Annotated in this window: 22 protein-coding genes; 9 read left to right on the top strand and 13 right to left on the bottom strand. The window is 58.6% G+C overall.

Annotated elements, in window-relative coordinates; genetic code table 11:
- Positions 1-53 precede the first annotated feature (53 nt).
- Positions 54-269, top strand: a complete 216-nt coding sequence (locus ACWKV5_RS01155) for a DUF4287 domain-containing protein (RefSeq protein WP_483839792.1) — start codon at positions 54-56, stop codon at positions 267-269.
- Positions 270-487: 218 nt separating this feature from the next.
- The gene (locus tag ACWKV5_RS01150; protein ID WP_483840305.1) at positions 488-865 is read left to right on the top strand and encodes a c-type cytochrome; all 378 of its coding nucleotides are present in this window, start codon (positions 488-490) and stop codon (positions 863-865) included.
- Between the two features lie 138 nt (positions 866-1003).
- On the opposite strand, the gene ACWKV5_RS01145 is transcribed toward ACWKV5_RS01150, so the two are convergent.
- The 7 genes from ACWKV5_RS01145 to ACWKV5_RS01115 are packed head-to-tail and all read right to left on the bottom strand — an operon-like array spanning position 1004 to position 7349.
- Complete coding sequence (locus ACWKV5_RS01145; protein WP_483839791.1) at positions 1004-2422, bottom strand: sensor histidine kinase; 1419 nt, start codon at positions 2420-2422, stop codon at positions 1004-1006.
- Positions 2419-3081: a response regulator gene (locus tag ACWKV5_RS01140; RefSeq protein WP_123435838.1), complete on the bottom strand. Its 663-nt coding sequence runs from the start codon at positions 3079-3081 to the stop codon at positions 2419-2421. The genes ACWKV5_RS01145 and ACWKV5_RS01140 overlap by 4 nt, the downstream gene beginning before the upstream one ends.
- Positions 3082-3092: 11 nt before the next feature.
- Positions 3093-3737, bottom strand: a complete 645-nt coding sequence (locus ACWKV5_RS01135) for a tetratricopeptide repeat protein (RefSeq protein ID WP_483839790.1) — start codon at positions 3735-3737, stop codon at positions 3093-3095.
- The gene (locus tag ACWKV5_RS01130) at positions 3734-4543 is read right to left on the bottom strand and encodes an SDR family oxidoreductase (RefSeq protein WP_483839789.1); all 810 of its coding nucleotides are present in this window, start codon (positions 4541-4543) and stop codon (positions 3734-3736) included. The genes ACWKV5_RS01135 and ACWKV5_RS01130 overlap by 4 nt, the downstream gene beginning before the upstream one ends.
- The gene (locus ACWKV5_RS01125; protein WP_483839788.1) at positions 4530-5204 is read right to left on the bottom strand and encodes an iron-containing redox enzyme family protein; all 675 of its coding nucleotides are present in this window, start codon (positions 5202-5204) and stop codon (positions 4530-4532) included. Before ACWKV5_RS01125 ends, ACWKV5_RS01130 begins: the two co-directional genes overlap by 14 nt.
- Positions 5201-6682, bottom strand: coding sequence for an AMP-binding protein (locus ACWKV5_RS01120; protein WP_483839787.1), 1482 nt, complete (start codon positions 6680-6682; stop codon positions 5201-5203). Before ACWKV5_RS01120 ends, ACWKV5_RS01125 begins: the two co-directional genes overlap by 4 nt.
- Positions 6672-7349: a thermostable hemolysin gene (locus ACWKV5_RS01115; RefSeq protein ID WP_483839786.1), complete on the bottom strand. Its 678-nt coding sequence runs from the start codon at positions 7347-7349 to the stop codon at positions 6672-6674. The genes ACWKV5_RS01120 and ACWKV5_RS01115 overlap by 11 nt, the downstream gene beginning before the upstream one ends.
- Before the next feature lie 205 nt (positions 7350-7554).
- Here ACWKV5_RS01115 and ACWKV5_RS01110 point away from each other — a divergent pair, with 205 nt between their 5' ends.
- Positions 7555-8127, top strand: a complete 573-nt coding sequence (locus ACWKV5_RS01110) for a cytochrome b (RefSeq protein WP_483839785.1) — start codon at positions 7555-7557, stop codon at positions 8125-8127.
- 358 nt (positions 8128-8485) lie between these two features.
- On the opposite strand, the gene ACWKV5_RS01105 is transcribed toward ACWKV5_RS01110, so the two are convergent.
- The 3 genes from ACWKV5_RS01105 to ACWKV5_RS01095 form a co-directional block, all read right to left on the bottom strand.
- Positions 8486-9082, bottom strand: coding sequence for an eCIS core domain-containing protein (locus ACWKV5_RS01105; protein ID WP_483839784.1), 597 nt, complete (start codon positions 9080-9082; stop codon positions 8486-8488).
- Between the two features lie 325 nt (positions 9083-9407).
- Positions 9408-10511 (bottom strand): DNA alkylation repair protein, encoded by a 1104-nt coding sequence (locus ACWKV5_RS01100; protein WP_483839783.1) that lies wholly within the window; start codon positions 10509-10511, stop codon positions 9408-9410.
- A gap of 25 nt (positions 10512-10536) precedes the next feature.
- On the bottom strand, positions 10537-11148 hold the full coding sequence (locus tag ACWKV5_RS01095; RefSeq protein ID WP_483839782.1) for a glutathione S-transferase: 612 nt from the start codon (positions 11146-11148) through the stop codon (positions 10537-10539).
- A 366-nt stretch (positions 11149-11514) separates the two neighbouring features.
- On the opposite strand from ACWKV5_RS01095, the gene ACWKV5_RS01090 reads away from it, so the two are divergent.
- From ACWKV5_RS01090 to ACWKV5_RS01080, 3 genes are all read left to right on the top strand, one after another.
- Positions 11515-11919, top strand: a complete 405-nt coding sequence (locus tag ACWKV5_RS01090; protein ID WP_007907888.1) for a TraR/DksA family transcriptional regulator — start codon at positions 11515-11517, stop codon at positions 11917-11919.
- A gap of 160 nt (positions 11920-12079) precedes the next feature.
- Complete coding sequence (locus ACWKV5_RS01085; protein WP_483839781.1) at positions 12080-13723, top strand: methyl-accepting chemotaxis protein; 1644 nt, start codon at positions 12080-12082, stop codon at positions 13721-13723.
- Between the two features lie 120 nt (positions 13724-13843).
- Positions 13844-14047, top strand: coding sequence for a hypothetical protein (locus ACWKV5_RS01080; RefSeq protein WP_046027607.1), 204 nt, complete (start codon positions 13844-13846; stop codon positions 14045-14047).
- A gap of 9 nt (positions 14048-14056) precedes the next feature.
- On the opposite strand, the gene ACWKV5_RS01075 is transcribed toward ACWKV5_RS01080, so the two are convergent.
- The 3 genes from ACWKV5_RS01075 to ACWKV5_RS01065 form a co-directional block, all read right to left on the bottom strand.
- Positions 14057-14296, bottom strand: coding sequence for a DUF2789 domain-containing protein (locus tag ACWKV5_RS01075; protein WP_483839780.1), 240 nt, complete (start codon positions 14294-14296; stop codon positions 14057-14059).
- A gap of 130 nt (positions 14297-14426) precedes the next feature.
- Positions 14427-14657, bottom strand: coding sequence for a hypothetical protein (locus ACWKV5_RS01070; protein WP_483839779.1), 231 nt, complete (start codon positions 14655-14657; stop codon positions 14427-14429).
- A gap of 158 nt (positions 14658-14815) precedes the next feature.
- On the bottom strand, positions 14816-15064 hold the full coding sequence (locus tag ACWKV5_RS01065; RefSeq protein ID WP_483839778.1) for a hypothetical protein: 249 nt from the start codon (positions 15062-15064) through the stop codon (positions 14816-14818).
- A 420-nt stretch (positions 15065-15484) separates the two neighbouring features.
- Here ACWKV5_RS01065 and ACWKV5_RS01060 point away from each other — a divergent pair, with 420 nt between their 5' ends.
- The 3 genes from ACWKV5_RS01060 (at position 15485) to ACWKV5_RS01050 (ending at position 17271) form a co-directional block, all read left to right on the top strand.
- On the top strand, positions 15485-15934 hold the full coding sequence (locus ACWKV5_RS01060) for a hypothetical protein (RefSeq protein WP_172825907.1): 450 nt from the start codon (positions 15485-15487) through the stop codon (positions 15932-15934).
- The gene (locus ACWKV5_RS01055) at positions 15934-16137 is read left to right on the top strand and encodes a hypothetical protein (protein WP_483839777.1); all 204 of its coding nucleotides are present in this window, start codon (positions 15934-15936) and stop codon (positions 16135-16137) included. The genes ACWKV5_RS01060 and ACWKV5_RS01055 overlap by 1 nt, the downstream gene beginning before the upstream one ends.
- A 117-nt stretch (positions 16138-16254) precedes the next feature.
- Complete coding sequence (locus ACWKV5_RS01050) at positions 16255-17271, top strand: ABC transporter substrate-binding protein (RefSeq protein ID WP_483839776.1); 1017 nt, start codon at positions 16255-16257, stop codon at positions 17269-17271.
- Positions 17272-17291 lie beyond the last annotated feature (20 nt).

The raw sequence follows: 17291 nt of genomic DNA, 5'->3' as shown, positions 1-17291 counted from the left end.
TGACGACAAGGAGCGTTATCCGACACTCCGTCGTGATAAAGGGAGCTAGCAGCATGACCGAAGAGACAAAAGTAAAAGGACCGGCGTCGTACTTCCCGTCCATTGAGAAAAAGTATGGACAACCGATTAGCCACTGGCTGGAGTTGCTCGGAACAGTGAGCGACAAGAAGCACATGGAAATCGTGGCCTGGCTGAAAGATGCACACGGCATGGGCCATGGCCATGCCAATGCGTTGGTCGCGCACTATCTGGCAGCCAACAAAAAGTGATCGGGCAGGGGGGTATGTTCATGTCCCCCAGTACCCGCCTGACACAACACAATCCTCCTGTGGGAGCGAGCCTGCTCGCGAAGAGGCCAACACATTCAACATGGATATTGGCTGACACACCGCTTTCGTCGGAACGCCGCCCGGAGCCGGCTCGCTCCCACAGGGAATTCCAAATCGCATCCAATCAAACGCTGATCCCGTCAAGGAAGATAAAAACAATGAAAATATTATTCATCGCTTCGCTAGGGGTTTTATCGCTAGTTCAAACATCACTAGCCTTCGCTGAAAATGTTAATGGAAAAAATCTCTATTTACAGCGATGCACCATGTGCCACGGAATAGATCTCAAGGCAACAGGGCCATTGGCTAATAAAAGTAATCCTCCTGCACCTGATCTAACAACCTCCACTTTCAAAAAACGATTGAATGATTATCCGGGCGTGATTGTGTCATCGATAATACTTCGTCCAAATGGAGACTTGATTCCAAAAACGTTGCGAGAGAATGGTGTAAAGCTATCGCCGCACTCATGGAGTATTAAAGATCTGCGCGATTTGAATCAATACATGGGGGGTATTATTTCAAAAAATCGATGATCCGCAGCTTGCGATAGTCCGCTGACAGTTTTTTGTTGCACTTCGCGACAGCCTGCAATCGGCAAAAAATCAGGTACTCAGGAGCTCCTGCTCGCTCCCATATCGACTCCGATCAGCTAGCGAGGCGAGAAGTTTTACTCAACCGCCCGGCGGCAACTCCCGTGCAATGTCCGGTAAAGAAGTACGCGGCGGACTATCCGGAATAGCCAGCGTCGCACGCAGCCCGCCTTCCGGTCGGTTGACCAGCCTGATGTATCCGCCCAACCGGGTCGCGATGGTGTTGACAATGGTCAGCCCCAGTCCCGCGCCCTGGACATTGCCACGACTGTAAAACCGTTCGAACAACCGCTCGCGATCTGCTTCGTCGATGCCAGGGCCCTGATCCTCGACACTCAGTAAATAGAACCCATCCGCCTGACCTAACTGCACGGTGATCACGCCTTTATCAGGGGAAAAGTTTGCCGCGTTGCTGATCAGGTTATTCAGCGCGATGTCGATCACGGGAGCGTCGGCCACCACTTTAAAGGGGCGGTCCTGGACATCGAAGGCCAGCTCAAGGTTTTTACTCAGTATCCACGGCGTAAGCTGAGCCAGGCTGCCGCGCACAATTTCGGCCAGGTCGATGCTGTGCTGCACCGGCGCCATGGCTTTGGGTTCCAGGCGGGCCATGGTCAGCAATTGATTGACCAGGCGGCTGGTGCGGTCGACGCCAGAGATCAGAAACTCCAGCGAGTCACGGCGTTCTTCTTCGGTGCCAGCCTCCAGCAGATTTTGCGCATGCACGCGCAGCACTGCCAAAGGCGTGCGCATTTCGTGAGCGGCATCGGCGATGAAGCGGTGTTCGCGGGCCAGCACTTCCTGAATTTGCGCAAGCATGCGATTGAGCGCTGCTTGCATCGGCTCCAGTTCACTGGGTAGCGGGGTCAGTTGCAACGGTTCCAGCGAGCCGCTGTGCCGTGCCCGTAAGGTTGCCGCCATATTTTCCAGAGGCTTGAGGCCCCAGCCGATAGCGATCCAGATCAGCAACGCCAGAATCAAGCTGCCCAGCACATTGGGCCATAAGGTATGACGCATGATCCGATCCACCAGGTCCGCGCGCACGTCGTCCCGTTCGCCGACCCAGATTTTCAGCTCATTTTGTTTGTCTTCCAGCAGGAACGCGCGCCAGTGGCGGTTGGACAGGTCGACCACATCACTGAAACCGGGTGTGGCTGGCGGGGTGCTGAAAGAGGGCGCGCTGGCGGTGTGTACCAGCACTTCGCCGTGACGGTTCCAGACCTGAAACGCCATTTTGGTTTCATAAGGATGGCCATCGACCCTGGTATCTGCTTCACCCAAGGCTTTATTGAAGGCCTGATACAGGTCGGCGTGTTCCTTGTTGGCGATGGGCATGCTCATCACGCCTTGCAACAGCCGGGCGTTTTGAGCCAGTTGGGCGTCATAGACTTCGGCGATTTCGTGATTGCTGTCGTGCAGATTGAACAGGCTGATCACTGCGACGCCGACCAGCATCAGGCCGATGATGAGCGTGAGGCTGCGGCGTCGGATCGACGTCATCGACGCTCCTCCACCAGATAGCCGACACCGCGAATGGTGCGGATCAGGTCGGTGGAGAATTTTTTGCGCAAGTGGTGGATATGCACTTCCAGGGTGTTGCTTTCGGCTTCTTCGCTCCAGCCATACAACAACTGCATCAGGTGATCGCGGGTCATGACCCGGCCAGGCGGCGAGAGCAATTCGTGTAGCAGCTGATATTCCTTGGGCGTCAGCGCTACCGGCTCGCCGTGATAACTGACTTGCTGGGTGCCAGGGTTCAGGCTGATGCCGGCGTGCTCGATCAGCATTTGCGCCCGCCCGACACTGCGCCGCAGCAAGGCCCGCAGGCGCGCCTTGAGTTCAGCCAGGTCAAAGGGCTTGATCAGGTAATCGTCGGCCCCGGCATCCAGCCCGGCAATGCGGTCTTCGGTAGCGTCCCGCGCGGTGAGGATCAGCACCGGTAAGTTGGAGCCGCTGTCACGCAAACGCCGCAATACTTCAAGCCCGCCCATGCGCGGCAGGCCGAGGTCGAGCACCGCCAGGTCAAACGTTTCGCTCAGCAGCGAGTGCAAGGCACTGGCGCCGTCCTGTAACCAGTCGACGGTGTATCCCTCGCGGCCCAGGGCCTGATGGATGCCCTCGCCGAGGGCAACGTCGTCCTCGATCAGTAATAAGCGCACACGAACTCCTGTCAGTCGAGTTTCTTGTTCACGTCCACCAGCAACGCTTCGATCTCTTTGCGTCGCCCCGCGTCGGCGGTTTCCCGACCGGGCCTTGGCGCCGCTTTCAACGCTTTCTGCAACGCGCTTTTGGCTTCGCTGTAGCGCTTTTGACGGTAGAGGTGATCACCCCAGAAGTACAGACTATCGATGCCGTCCGGGTTGAGTTGCAAGGCCTGTTTGAGCAACTGTTCAGCCTTGTCCGAGTCACCAAAGGCGATGGGCCAGCCCGGCACGCGGTCATACAGCGCGCCCAGACTGGTGTAGGCCGAGCCTTGCAAGGCTTTGGGGTCCAGGGCCAGGGCTTTTTCGAGATCGGCTTTTGCCGCCTTGACCTTGCTCAGCGCGCCGAGACCACCCTGGGCGCCGGCCCAACTGCTGGTGACGATGCCGGACCAGATCCAGGCTTCTGCCACTGACTGGCGTTGCTGGGTGAACGCCGACGCCTGGGCCGCCAATTGTTCAAACGCTGCGGTGCGCTGCGCTTCGGGAACTTCGTATTGAATGTGCGCCCATTCTTGTTGAATGCCCTTCAGGCGTTGCTGGTCGGATGGGTCCAGCGCCCAGGCGCTTTGGCTCAAGGCGCCCACCAGCAGGCAAGCGATGATTTTTTTCATGGTTTGAGATTCTCGTTATCGGGCTTTTCACTCAAGCGACGGATCAGCGGCAATTGCTTGCGCAAGCCTTTGTCCACCAGATGGGGCAACAGGCTGTTCAGGCGCACGAAAAAACGCTCCGGCCAGCCCAGGTACAAATCGCGGTGATCACCGGCGATGGCATGGATCACGGCAGCCGCGACCGTTTGCGGATCATCGACGTTGGCCTTGAGCGCATCGTTCAATGCCTGCGCCGCCGGGCTGTTCATGCGGGTGCGGGTGGCGCGCGGGGCGACGTACAGCACGCTCACGCGGGTGTCCGCCAGTTCCCGGCGCAAGGCTTCGGAAAACCCGCGCAGGGCAAACTTGGTGGCGCAATAGCTGGCGTAGCCGGGGTAGCCGATGGAACCGTAGGTTGAGCCGACGTTCACCACCATCGCGCTCTCGGCTTCCTTGAGCAGCGGCAACAGTAGTTTGGTCAGGCAGATCGGCGCGCTGATGTTGACCGCCATCATCGCGTGGATGTCGCTGTCCTCGAGTTGTTCGAGCATGGCGAAGTGATTGATTCCGGCGGCGTTGATCAGCAAGTTGATCCCGCCAATGGCTTGGGCGGCAGCCAGCACCTTGCGCCGATCGGTGAGGACGGTGAGGTCTGCGCCGATCCAGCACAGATGCTGCGGATAACTCGCGAGCAGCGGCGACAACGGTGCCTCTTGCCGCGCCACCGCCAGCACCCGGGCACCACTGGCGCACAGCGCGGTTGCGATCGCCAGGCCGATGCCACCGCTGGCACCGGTGAGTACCACACGAGCTTCAGACAGGCGCATGTGATGTCTCCCCGTCGCGTGGCAAGCCACGGAACATGTCGGTGTAGAGCGTGTACACCACTTTGGAAGCGTGAATCACCGCGGCCTGGTCGGCCGGATCGTCGAGGGTGTTCATCAGTCGGCGATAGGTCTGCATGTGCTCGATATCCAGGGAGCCATGGGAGCTGAGGTAGCTGAAGGCAGTTTCCGGCAAGTCCAGGCGCTCGCGAATGCTGCCAGCGGCGTGGGTCGCGAGGGCGATGCTGGTGCCTTCCAGCACGTTGACCATCCCGAACAGGCCGACCGGGTTGTCCCGGACAATCAGGTCGTAGAGAAAACTGACCATCAGTTCGATCGGCAGGCTCGGACGACCGTCGCGTACCGCGACCTTGTCGCCACCGCAGGCTTCGATGTCATTGAGGACCCATTGTTCGTGGCCATATTCATCCTCGATGTATTCGCAAACGGCTTTACGCAGCCATTCCAGGCGCAATGGCAGCCGCGCGCCGCAGGCCATCATCAAGGGCACGGTATGGCGCACGTGGTAATAGGCTTGCGCCAGAAACGCGCGGTAACTTTCCAGGCTGACCTTGCCCTCCAGGGCGTCGACAATGATCGGCAGATTGAACAGCGCATGGCGTTCTTGTTGCGTGGCTTCTTGCAGCCGGTCGAAAAAACTCATGATGCGGATTCCTCGGAAAATGCAGGTTCAGACAGTTGCGCCCGGTAACGCTCGACGATGGCGTCGCGGCGCAGTCGGCCATTGGCAGTGAGCAAGCCATTGGCGGGAGTGAAGGGTTGATCCAGTCGGGTCCAGTGATGGACTTGGGCGTAGTCGGGCAAGGCTTCGTTAGCCTGGGCGACGGTGGCGGCGAGTTCGTCGTCGGTGCAGTCCGGGCGCGAGGGCCAGAGCAGCGCATGGTTGTGCGGCAGGGCTTCGCCGTAGACGAAGGCCTGGGCGATGTGGCGACGCTGGGTCAATTCGGACTCGACCCACTCCGGGTTCACGTTGCGTCCGAAACTGGTGACGAATTGATGCTTCTTGCGCCCGTTGAGGTAGAGAAAACCTTCGGGGTCGAATTCGCCGAGATCACCGGTCGGCCACCAATCATCGGTAGGCGGCGCTTCGCCCAGATAGCCCAGCAAGGTCGAACCCTTGACCAGCACCTCGCCGTCCTGGGCCAAGCGAATCTCTACATGGGACAGGGGCTGGCCCACGCTGCCGGGACGTCGTGCGCCGGGCCGATTGAGGCACACCACCGAGGCGCATTCCGACAGTCCGTAGCCTTCGTAAATCGGCAGGCCGACAAGTTGGGCGCGATGCAGCAATTCTTCGGCAACCCGGGCGCCACCCACCGCGGCAAAACGCAGCGTGCCGGGGTTGAAGGCTTTCTGCTCGGCGGCGCTGACCAGCATAAGTAACAGCTGCGGCACCAGGATCAGGCTTTCGGGGGCACGGACGGCCAGGCAGCCGAGCAACTGTGGCACGTCCACTCCGCTGGCCCCTTGGATGCCGAGGGTTTTCTGGCTGGGCAGGCTCAAGGTTGCACCGGCATACAACGCGGCATAGCAACCCAGGTTTTCCAACAGGATCGCCAAGGGTAACAGCGCCAGGTGATGCTGCGGGGCGGTGGGTTTGCTGGCTTGATCCAGTTCGCGAGCGACGGTCAAAATACTCTCAGCGCTCAGGCATACGCCTTTGGGCGTACCCGTGGTGCCGGAGGTGAACGTCAGTTTGGCGGTCCCTTCGGGCATACGGTTCGGCTCCATGAAGGTCCGGCACCAGACTCCGCCAGTTTTCTCGTAGCCGGCCTCCTGCAATTCTGCGTCCAGCTGCGGCTCGGCTATCACCCGTTCGGCGTGGCTCTGTTCCAGGCAGTGGCGGCGTTGGGCCGGACTGAAAAACGGAGGCAACGTCAGGCAAGTCAGGCCTTCGAACAGCGCGGCCAAGTCCCAGAGCATCGCTTCCACGCCATTGTCCAGCGCCAGCGCCAGCACCCTGATGTGTTCGTCGCGCAGACGCTGTTGGCGAGTCAGCACTTCTGCGTACAACGTGGCGTAGTCGACCTTCACCTGATCGCCCCACAACGCAATCGCGGTGGGCGTGCGTTCGGCATGGCTGTGCAGGGTCTGTTTGAAACGTTCGGTTTCAGGCGACATGGCTGGATTCCTCGTTGGACGTTGGCAACCCCAGGCGCCCGAACATCCCGCTGTTGTGCAAATGGATGAAGCCGGCGCGGATGTTGCCCACGTGCACCCAGGGTTTGTTTTCGTAATAGCTGCCCCAGTGGTGGCGTTCATCACCCAGCCGCTCGGGATCGGCGGCGCACAGCGTCACGGGTTTCAAGCCCAGGCGATGAAAGCTGTTGACCAGGCCGACATTGCCGGTGAACGCCACCCATTCCAGGCCACCCATGGCCAGAAGATAAGTGATGGCGATGATGCTTATTCGCGCGCTGCCGGTGTTGCTGGCGGCCAGGTTGCCAACTTCGACGATGCCGCTACGGTCCACGGGGTGATCGGCGGCCGCACTGATCAGCGGGTCGATCGATTCGTCCAGATAACGCTCCAGAAACAATTGCCCAAGACTCGCCAGGCGAATCCCGGCCACCGCACAGAGCTCACCCGACGCATTGCTCATGCCGAACAGTTCGGGCATGAAATGACGGATGTCGGCGCCGTGGGCCTTGCGGAAGCGTTGCTGGATAAAGTCTTCAAAGGGGGGCCGCCGGGGCTCGTCCGGCAGCGCTCTGTGCAAACACATCTGTTCGGTTGCGGATTGGCCGAAACGCAAGGGAAGCGCGATGTTCCACTCAAAATCGGGCATGGGAAGACGCCTCCACGGATCAATTGAGGAGGAGTATTGAAGGCAATACTTAAGAGAGTCTGAAGGTGGAAAAAAGGAGGAGGGCAGCGGTCTTCAGACTGCCTTAAGACTTGGCGGGCAGTGTGCGCTCAGTCGGTTCGGTGCCCCGCCGGACCCAGGCAGGCGAATGACTCGCCAGCCGGCAACGACTTTGATGAGGCCCCTTATGACCCGAGACTCAGCAACACCCCGCTATGGAAAACTGTCGATGACCTTGCACTGGCTGATGCTGGCGTTGTTTGTCGGCGTCTACACCAGCATCGAGCTCAGAAGCATGCTCCCCCGCGGGCATGCCTTGAAGGGGCTGTTTCTGGGGTTTCACGGGCTGTTCGGGTTGAGCATTTTCATATTGGTCTGGGTGCGATTGCTCGGGCGACTCACACCTCGTCCGCCCATCACCCCGGCATTGCCCCTGTGGCAGACCGGCGTTTCGCACCTGATGCATTTGGCGCTTTACGTATTGATGATCGCCGCGCCGATGCTGGCTTGGCTGATGCTCTCGGCAGGCGGTAAGCCAATGCCTTATTTCGGGTTCTTCCTGCCGTCACTGGTGGCGGTGGATCCCGACCTGGCCCGGCAGTTCAGGCATTGGCACGAACTGCTCGGCAGTGCCGGTTACTGGTTAATCGGTTTGCACGCGGCGGCGGGGCTGTTCCATCACTATTGGGTCCGCGACAACACCCTGACCCGCATGCTGCCGGGTCGATCCGGCAATGCGGTGAATCAGCGCCAGCGATGATCTTGAAATGGGTGCGGTAAGGCCAGAACGACGGTACACAAATTATTGAAGCCCCTGAATATCCATCAGAAAAAACACAAATCCTGTGGGAGCGAGCTTGCTCGCGAAAGCGGTGTGTCAGTCAACATCGATGTTGAATGATCTGGCGCCTTCGCGAGCAGGCTCGCTCCCACATGGATTTCATTTGCCTGAGGCAATGCGTCAATTGCTTCTGTTCCGCTGGAGCTTAAACAACAGAAATCCAACCTGTTTAAACGAAGCCTCCTGTTACCACACACAAGGCTAACAACGCATTGTATACAAAGGGGGGCGGATTTATTTCCAGTGCTCCCCACGATTAGGGTAGCTTCGCAACTTTTCAAAAATTCCCATCCCGCACCCAGCGCCTGACCTCACCCTGCACGGCATAAGCAGGCGCTTCCACCGCATTGAAATCCTGCGTATACCGTTGGACAAACCCCTGAACCCCCCATTCCTGAAACTGCTGCACATGCTTCAATTCATGAGCCCAGAGTGCAACGTTCTGTTCTGCCGTTTGAGCATCCCGAAAAAGGATGATGTCGATCAACGTCACCGCACCGACATCAGGATTTTGCAGCATGGCAGTGGCGGCGCTGAATTGGCCGTTGTCGCTCACTTTGTAGCGCGCGGCATCGAGCACGCTGGGGTCGTACCAGCGCAGCAGTTGCTCTCGAATGCGCGGTGGAATGGGTTGGGTGTCGGCGGTGGCTGCTTCAGCGCGGGCTTGGGTCAACCACATCGCCAGGGCAGGTGCGGCTATCTGATAGATGCCTTCAGGTGGGAGGCCGAGTAATTGCCCCACGTCTGGCAGACAGATACAGCTATCCAGGCACACTTGTTTCTCGCCAGCCGGGCAGGGGTTGGGCTGGGCTGATACTTCAAGGGGCAGGCAAAGAAAAAGCAGCGTCATCAAGCGCGTGGTGAAGGGCGGCATGGGGCGCTCCAAAGACGGACGCAACGTGAACAGTGGATCACACTAGATCGACGACCCGCATCGCTTCAGCGTAGACCCGAACCCAAAGCCCTCAAACCTGTTCGCAGGAAGCGGCTGACCATTGACGTGGATGCGTTGGGGCCGCTTCGCAGCCCAGCGGGAGCAAGCTTCCTCGCCACAATGCGCGGAAGAAAGGGGTGGATTTAGACAGTTTTGAAGTCCTCGGCGTCCGGCAAACGCGGTATTCCTGACGGAACCTGTTGCCTGATCTTACGACTGCTTCGCAGCCGAACGCAGCCTTGCGCTGCTCGTCAGCTGCTACAGGTCAGGGAAGGATTTCGAATGAAGTGCTGGCCAGGCGTTCGCCGTTTACGAGGATGTGCACGGCATGCACGCCCACATAGTGTTTGCGGGTGGTGAGTTCCTTGATCTGCTGGCCACGGCTGACGAGTTCGGTGGCGTTGCCGGGCAGCGTCAAGGCCTTGAGCTTGAACACCTTCGCCGACGAGCTGCCATTGGCTTTGACGTAATCAATCGCATAGTCGATCACCAAGCGCTGACTCTCCGCCACCGTGGATTTCACACCAAACGACAGGGTGATTTTCTCCCCGAGTCGAATCACCGCCGGCTCAACCGTCAACCCGACAATCTCGACCTCAGCCTTGCCACTGGCGCCGATAATCGCCAGCGCCCGCTGATTGCCCTGTTTGACCAAGCTGCGCAACGCATGCTTGGCAATCCACGCCGTGTGCTTGTTATCCAGCGGCCAACCCTCGATCAGGTCCAGCACCCATTCCGGATGATCCTTGGTGATGTCATTGAGGTGGTTAGCCACGGACTTGCGCACATAAAGGCTTTCATCGGCCTTCAGGTTGTCGAGAATCGCCGCCGCCAGCGTTGGATCTGCCTGGACCTGCTCCAGCCGGAACGACCACGGCAATCGCGGTCGACTGCCTTCACTGGCCAGACGCCGGACATGCTCATTCTGATCCCGCGACCATTCCTGCATCAGCGCCAATGAGCGCTGCACATCACTGCGCAGGAAATACCGAACCGCAAACTCCGCCGAACCAAACGTGGTGAAGTACTTGAGCGCCTCCATCGACTGCTCGAAATCATGCCCGCCATACATCGCCACATAATGCGGCAGCGAAATACTGACAAAACCACTGTTCAGCCGAGGGGCGAGGGCGCGCAGCACTTCAAGCGATTCGTCATACCCCAGCGGCAACACTGCATGCAGGCATTCGCTGACCCGCGCCATACGCTGCATGATCGACAGGTCGGCGAGGCCGTCGTTGGCCATCTTCAGGAAGGCCTTGGCGTTGAACCCGGGGTAAACCGCCGTCATTTCAGTTGCGATGTGTTTGAGGCGCTCGGCGTTGAAGATTTCCTTCAGCGCCGGGGCGGATTGTTCGGCGGCGGTCATGGGTGAGTCCGGGCGGGTGGGCAGCTCAGGTTATCGGGGTTTTGATGAACGCCTCAAGCTTTTCTGCCTGCGCGGTGAAGGCGGCGATTCGCGGGAAGCGCTCGGCATCGACCTGGTCCGGAATCACCAGATTGGTGAAGCTCCAGGCGACCGCCACGGTAATCCCGTCTTGCGCAATCAAGGCCCCATTCGCTAACGGATGCTTTTCCAGTTCACGTTCCAGTGATGAATAAGCGGCGGCCAATTGGCCTTCAACGCGTTGCATCCATGGCTGGAATTGAATCTCGGCGGGACGCAGGTTGCGTTCGTAATATAGCTGCACTGATTTCTCGCACGCCGCCAACGCCAGGCCGATCACCCGCAAGGCGCGCAGCCGTTGCTTCAGGTCGCCGGGCATCAGGCTTTTGCCGGGGCCGGCGAGGGCTTCCAGGTAGTCGATGATCAGGCTCGAATCCATCAACACGTCGCCGTCGTCCAGCACCAGGGTGGGCGCCTTGACCACCGGGTTGATCTGTTGAAATTGCTCGAAGTGCCGAAACACTGAGACCGATTGATGCTCCAGGTCGATACCCAAGTGTTGGGCGCAAATGGCCACGCGCCGTACGTAGGGTGAATCCAGCATGCCGATCAGCTTCATTAATACACTCCTGCAGAGGGCCATTTCGGGACGGTCAACCTTAGCTGAGGATCCGCGTCCCGCAAGCAAAGGGAGGGCTTGTGCGGCCGTTTGTCTTCTATATACAGCCGCTCGATTGAATTTCTTGCTATAAACGCACTCCGATAACCGCCGCAACGGTCGCAGTAGAGCACTTTGCGTACCTTGTCGGACAAATTCGCTGACTTTTCAGTTGCTGGGGCCTCAAGTCGGCCTTAGACTGCCGCCCCTCGTAAATTGAGTGCCGGGTGGCGCTTGGAATAAACGGCGCCTTTCCGATGGCCTTCACCAGGTCCGCCGGAACGCTCCCTAATTCGCCTTAATGCACGTTTTTTTATAGAGATATCAATGACAAAGGACAAGTTGCTGGCCATGCCGGCGGATGACTACATGAATGCTGAGCAACATGCTTTTTTCAGCGAGCTGTTGCAGAACATGAAAGTCGAAACCCATGAGCGCATCGAGCAGAACCGCATCGCCATCGAAAGCCTGGACACCCCGGCCGATCCGGCAGACGCGGCTTCGGTCGAAGAAGAGCGCACCTGGCTGGTCAACGCGATCGATCGCGACCAGCGCATGCTGCCTCAGTTGGAGCAGGCTCTGGAACGCATCAAAGAAGACAGCTTCGGCTGGTGCGACGACAGCGGCGAGGCCATTGGCCTGAAACGCCTGCTGATCAGCCCGACCACCAAGTACTGCATCGAAGCGCAAGAGCGTCACGAACAGATCGACAAGCACCAGCGTCAGGCCTGATTTCGTAGCGCCCCGCATCGCGGGCGAGCCTCACTCCCAAAGGAGCAAGGCTGGCCCGCGATGCTTTTTTTCGTCTGCGAAAAAGCCCCTGCGTCGCTATTGATCTGCTGCAGTACACGCGACTAATGGACCATGGATAATGGCCTTGTAGTGGCGTTTAATGCGAAGACAACAATTAGAAGATCGTGGGGTGACGAAGATGACGAGAGACGGATCTCTGGCGACGGCCGCGCCTGCGCCAGTGCTTTTGCCGAAAAACCCCTGGGTGACGCCGACCCTGCAAAGCATCGCCCTGATGCTGTTGTTATGTGGCATGGCGTTGGGTGGATGGCCGCTTTACCTTGGCCTGCCGTTGGCGGTGCTGATTATCTGGTTGCCGCGTCTGCGCTCCCGCGCAACGCCTCAAGATTCGCCGGCGGACGACGCCAGCGCCATCACCACGCTGACCCGCGATCTGTCCTACACCACTAGTCATAACGCACTGTCTGCGGCCGGCGTGGCCTTTTCGGTCAAGCAACTGGCGGACAAACTGCAATCGCAACTCAGCGCGGCGGCGCAAATTGTCCGCAATGCCGAGGCGATGATCGCGACCGAAGAAGTCACTTCCAAACTCAGCCGTGAAGCGCTCGACGCCGCCAGCGAGGCGCATCAAAGCGGCGCCGCCGGGCGCAAGGAGTTGATCGAGTCCATCGCCCGTATGCATCAACTCAGCGAGCGCGCCAGTAACAGTCGCGAACTGATCGAGGCCCTGAGCCTGCGCAGTGACGATATCCAGCGGGTGACGCTGGTGATCCAGTCCATCGCCAGCCAGACCAATCTGCTGGCGTTGAACGCCGCTATTGAAGCGGCGCGGGCCGGGGAGCACGGGCGCGGTTTCGCGGTGGTGGCCGATGAAGTACGGGGCTTGGCCGCGCGAACCGCGACGGCGACCGGTGAAGTCGGCGAGATGGTTGCCGATATCCAGCAACGCACCGCTCAGGTCGTCGAGCAGATCCGCCAACTGTCCAGCGACCTCGATACCGGTGTCGGGCAAGTCGAGCACACTGGCCAGCACCTGGAAAACATTGCGCGCCTGGCCGCGGGTGTCGAGCATCAGGTCGGGGAAATCGCCCGGGGCGCCGACACCAATCGCGAACAACTCGACAGCCTGTTTCATGCGATCGAACAGATGCGCAGCGATCTGGCGATCAGCGACCAGCAGACCCAACGACTGGCCCAGGCCGCCGTGCAAATGGAAGGGCAGGCCGAATCCATCAGCGAGCGCCTAGCCGAAGTCGGACTGGATGACTATCACCAACGGGTTTATGACCTGGCCCGAGAAGGCGCGGGCCAGATTGCCGCGCGTTTCGAAGCGGATATCGATCAGGGGCGCGTCAGCCTCGATGACTTGTTTGATCGCAATTATCAGGCGATCCCCAATACCAGCCCGGCCAAGTTCCAGACCCGTTTCGACCGCTACACCGATCAGGTCCTGCCGACGATTCAGGAGCCGTTGTTGCCGCGTCATGAAGGGCTGGTGTTTGCCATCGCCTGCACACAGCAGGGTTATGTGCCGACTCATAACACGGTCTTCAGCCAGCCGCTGACGGGCGACGCGAAGGTCGACACCTTGCAAAACCGCACCAAGCGCAAATTTGCTGATCGCACCGGTATCCGCTGCGGCAGCCATCAGCAGCCGGTGTTGTTGCAGACTTACACCCGCGATACCGGCGAGCTGATGCACGATCTCTCGGTGCCAATCCTCGTCAAGGGCCGACATTGGGGCGGTTTGCGCCTGGGATACAAGCCACAGGGGCCACGCTAGGCGCTGACCATTGTTACGATTCCGGCAACGAAGCTGTGCAGCCTCGTTGCTGTTTCCTCGCGGATGAACTCATTAACATGCCTACATAGTTAGGTTGCTAATGAAATTCGAGAGGCCAGCATGCAAAGCAAAGTGGATGTCGCGGTGATGATTGGCAGCGGGGTGCCCGCCTGTTTGCGCGCGATGGGGCAGAGCGTTTGTTGGGTGGTACTGCTAAACGGTGAGCGCCGGGGGACGGCGTTTTCCAGTCGCGATGAAGCTGAAGAGTGCAGGGCTGCCTGGCTGGCGCAGTTGAGCGCCGAATCTCCGGACAGCCTGCACTGAGTACGCGGGCTAGTGAACCTGGTGCAGACGCAGGTTCAGGTCGTCGACCACTCGCGCCCAATCGGCGTCTTCACGCAGTTGCTCCTTGAGGAAGCCGGCTTGTTGCGGGGTCCAGAACTCGGCGTCGATCATTTTCTTGTCGTCGGGCAACGGTGAATGGCTGGCGATGAAATCGTCGATGGCCTTCTGACTGGAGTCCAGGCCAAGTTGGTCGAACAAACCTTTCAAGTCGTGTGTAGGTGAATCCATGTTCATCTCCTGGTGGGTCGCGTCGAATGCGAGAACTGAAGGGCGGCTTCATTGCATCTGAGGAGGCCGCGCTTCAGGAGTTCGATGGATGTTCCAAAGCAGGAGTGAGCATAGACGGCAAATTCGCTGATCAGGCTTTCAATGCCCCTGCATCGACGGCTGCCTTCAGTTCTTTGGCCGCTTCCTGAGCGGCGACGGCGGCGACATCTGCCGTTTTGAACCAGCGATCTTTCTCGACCTGGTGATAGGTCACCGTGGTCAATTTCGGTTTGGCGCGCAAAACTATCACTGCCTGGAATTCGCCGTCGATCTCTCTGGCTTCGCCCCGGATAATAAATTCGCCGATATCAAATTCCGTCACGTAGCAGTCTTCCCTTGGAAATGTTTTGTTGTTTTGAGCACCGTCCGACGTGGGAACGGGTTTCATGGGGCGGGCAGTATGGCAGTAGTTGCCCGCCGACGGCTGAGTTAACTCGACGGTATGACGAAACGTCTATTGGAATGAACTCAGGGGAGGCTTTATTCGCGGGACTCAAGTGAGCGGGCAAGCGCACAGGCCTGGTTGTGGTCACCGCGGAAACCTCTGACGCGTCCTGTGGAGGTTTCCTTGATATGGAAAAACGCGTTACCGGCCAGGACCACCTGAAACCTTGGCCGGGAAGGGCTGTCAGGGTGTAAGGGAGGTTGATCGAACAACGCCTGCGACAGCGCCAAGGTGTTGTGCGTGTAAGTCGGCTGGGTGGTTGCAAAGTGAGTCATTGTGCACATATGAAGTCCTTTTCATTGTTTTGCCGACGTATGTACGCCGTTTTGGCTGGTCTCTGTCAGCATCGCTGCTCTAGAATCGCCATCAAGGGTGTCCATCTAAAGCAATTTTTTGCGAGCGATATGTCGGAAAAGTGCTTTTCTTGTAGGGTTTTTTCCTTAAAGTTGGTAGTCCTGTTTCTTCTGGCAGCAAGAAGGGCATTTTCCTTCAACATCTGACGACGTTGAGGGAAGACGGCGCGAGTGTTATTCCAGTACGCTCACGGACCTCGCGATGCATGAGCCCTCTGCCCGGATCAGGATTTCAACCCGGTTTTTTTGCTAGACCTTCGGCATGGCCGCTTTTTTCTGCTGCGCGCTTTTCCTGCGTGCAGCATCCATTTCAGATGTGGGGATGTTTCCTTGGCAGTAAGTAATCTCGATATGCATGCTTTGTTCGTGCTGGGTGATTTGCGCGCAAAGTTGGTTAAACAGTTTCAATCTCGTTTTGTCTATGTCACCGAACAGAACGCCGAAGGCATTTACATTGCCGAGATCGACACCGAAGAAGCGCTGGTGGTTGATGACAAGCCAGGGCTCAAACTCAAGGTTGGTGATCATTTCAGCGCCTCGGTACTGCCCAGTCGCGAAGGCGGCAAGCTGGACATCAAGTTTCGCGAAATCAAACTGACGGTGTATGGATTGGGCGATTACGCGTTTGTCACCACCGCCGATGGTCAGGCGATTGTGTTCAAGGAAGGTCATAGCGTGGTGATGGTGTTTGCCGCTCATCAACAGCTGCAGGAAGGCCTGACCAAAACCCTGAAAGCCGTGACCGCCAAAGCCGCCAAGTGGCGCAAGGGCGAGTTGGTGACCTTCAAGGCCAGCGAGTAATGAGCCTGACCCGCGCCGATTTCCACGAACAGAACCAGGCCAGTGCCCACGCTGAAGCCCTTCGGTTGTTCGAGCAAAAGGCTGTTCTGCAGGGAGCCTGGCTGAATTGGGTGGCGTCACACATTTATGCGCTGCGCCCGGCGGCGTACGCCAGCATGGTCAGAAGAGAGCTATCCCTCTTGCAGGAATCTTCCGAAAATTAATTCCTGCCCCTCGAAATCAGGATCCTCTACTACAGTCAATTGACTGAATATTTTGAGGCTCGCGGTCTTTCATCAGGCCATCCTGCTATTGCTGTGAACAGCACGAGGTGCAAAAGCATGAAAGGATTTCGACGGTTACTGGCTGCGTCCGTGGCCAGTTTCGGGTTGTTGACGTCACCCGTTCCGGTATTCGCCGCCCAGGCACCCATCCACTTCGCCGACCTGAATTGGGAAAGCGGCAGCCTGATCACCGATATCTTGCGGATCATCGTCGAGAAGGGCTACGGGCTACCGACGGATACCTTGCCGGGCACTACCATTACCCTGGAGACCGCCCTGGCCAACAATGACATTCAGGTCATTGGTGAAGAGTGGGCAGGTCGCAGCCCGGTCTGGGTCAAGGCTGAGGCCGAAGGCAAGGTCGCCAGCCTGGGCGATACGGTCAAGGGCGCGACTGAAGGCTGGTGGGTTCCGGAGTACGTGATCAAGGGCGATCCGGCCAAAGGCATCAAGCCACTGGCGCCGGGGTTGCGCAGTGTCAGCGACCTGCTCAAGTACAAAGACGTGTTCAGTGACCCGGAAACCCCTGGCAAGGGCCGCTTCCTCAACAGCCCGATCGGCTGGACCTCGGAAGTGGTGAACAAGCAGAAGCTCACCGCCTATGGCTTGAACGACAGCTACGTGAATTTTCGCAGCGGTTCCGGAGCAGCGCTGGACGCGGAAATCACTTCGTCGATCCATCGCGGCAAGCCGGTGCTGTTCTATTACTGGTCACCGACGCCCTTGCTCGGCCGCTTCAAGCTGATCCAGCTGGAGGAACCACCCTTCGACGCCGAAGCCTGGAAAACCCTGACCGACGCTGACAATCCAAATCCCAAGCCGACCCGTTCACTGGCCTCGAAGCTGTCCATCGGCGTGTCTACGCCGTTTCAAAAGCAGTACCCACAGATCACCGAGTTCTTCAGCAAGGTCGATTTGCCCATCGATCCATTGAACAAGGCCCTGGCCGAGATGAGCGAAAAACACACCCCGCCCCGCCAGGCCGCAGAAGCATTCATGAAGGCGCACCCGGACGTCTGGAAGGCATGGCTACCCAAGGAGGTGGCTGATAAGGTCTCCGCCGACCTGAAGTAAACAGGTGCTCCACACAACTG

The sequence above is a fragment of the Pseudomonas oplopanacis genome (genome assembly GCF_057128725.1).
The sequence above is the reverse complement of the archived record's forward strand: the minus strand, read 5'-3'. Positions and strand labels throughout refer to the sequence as shown.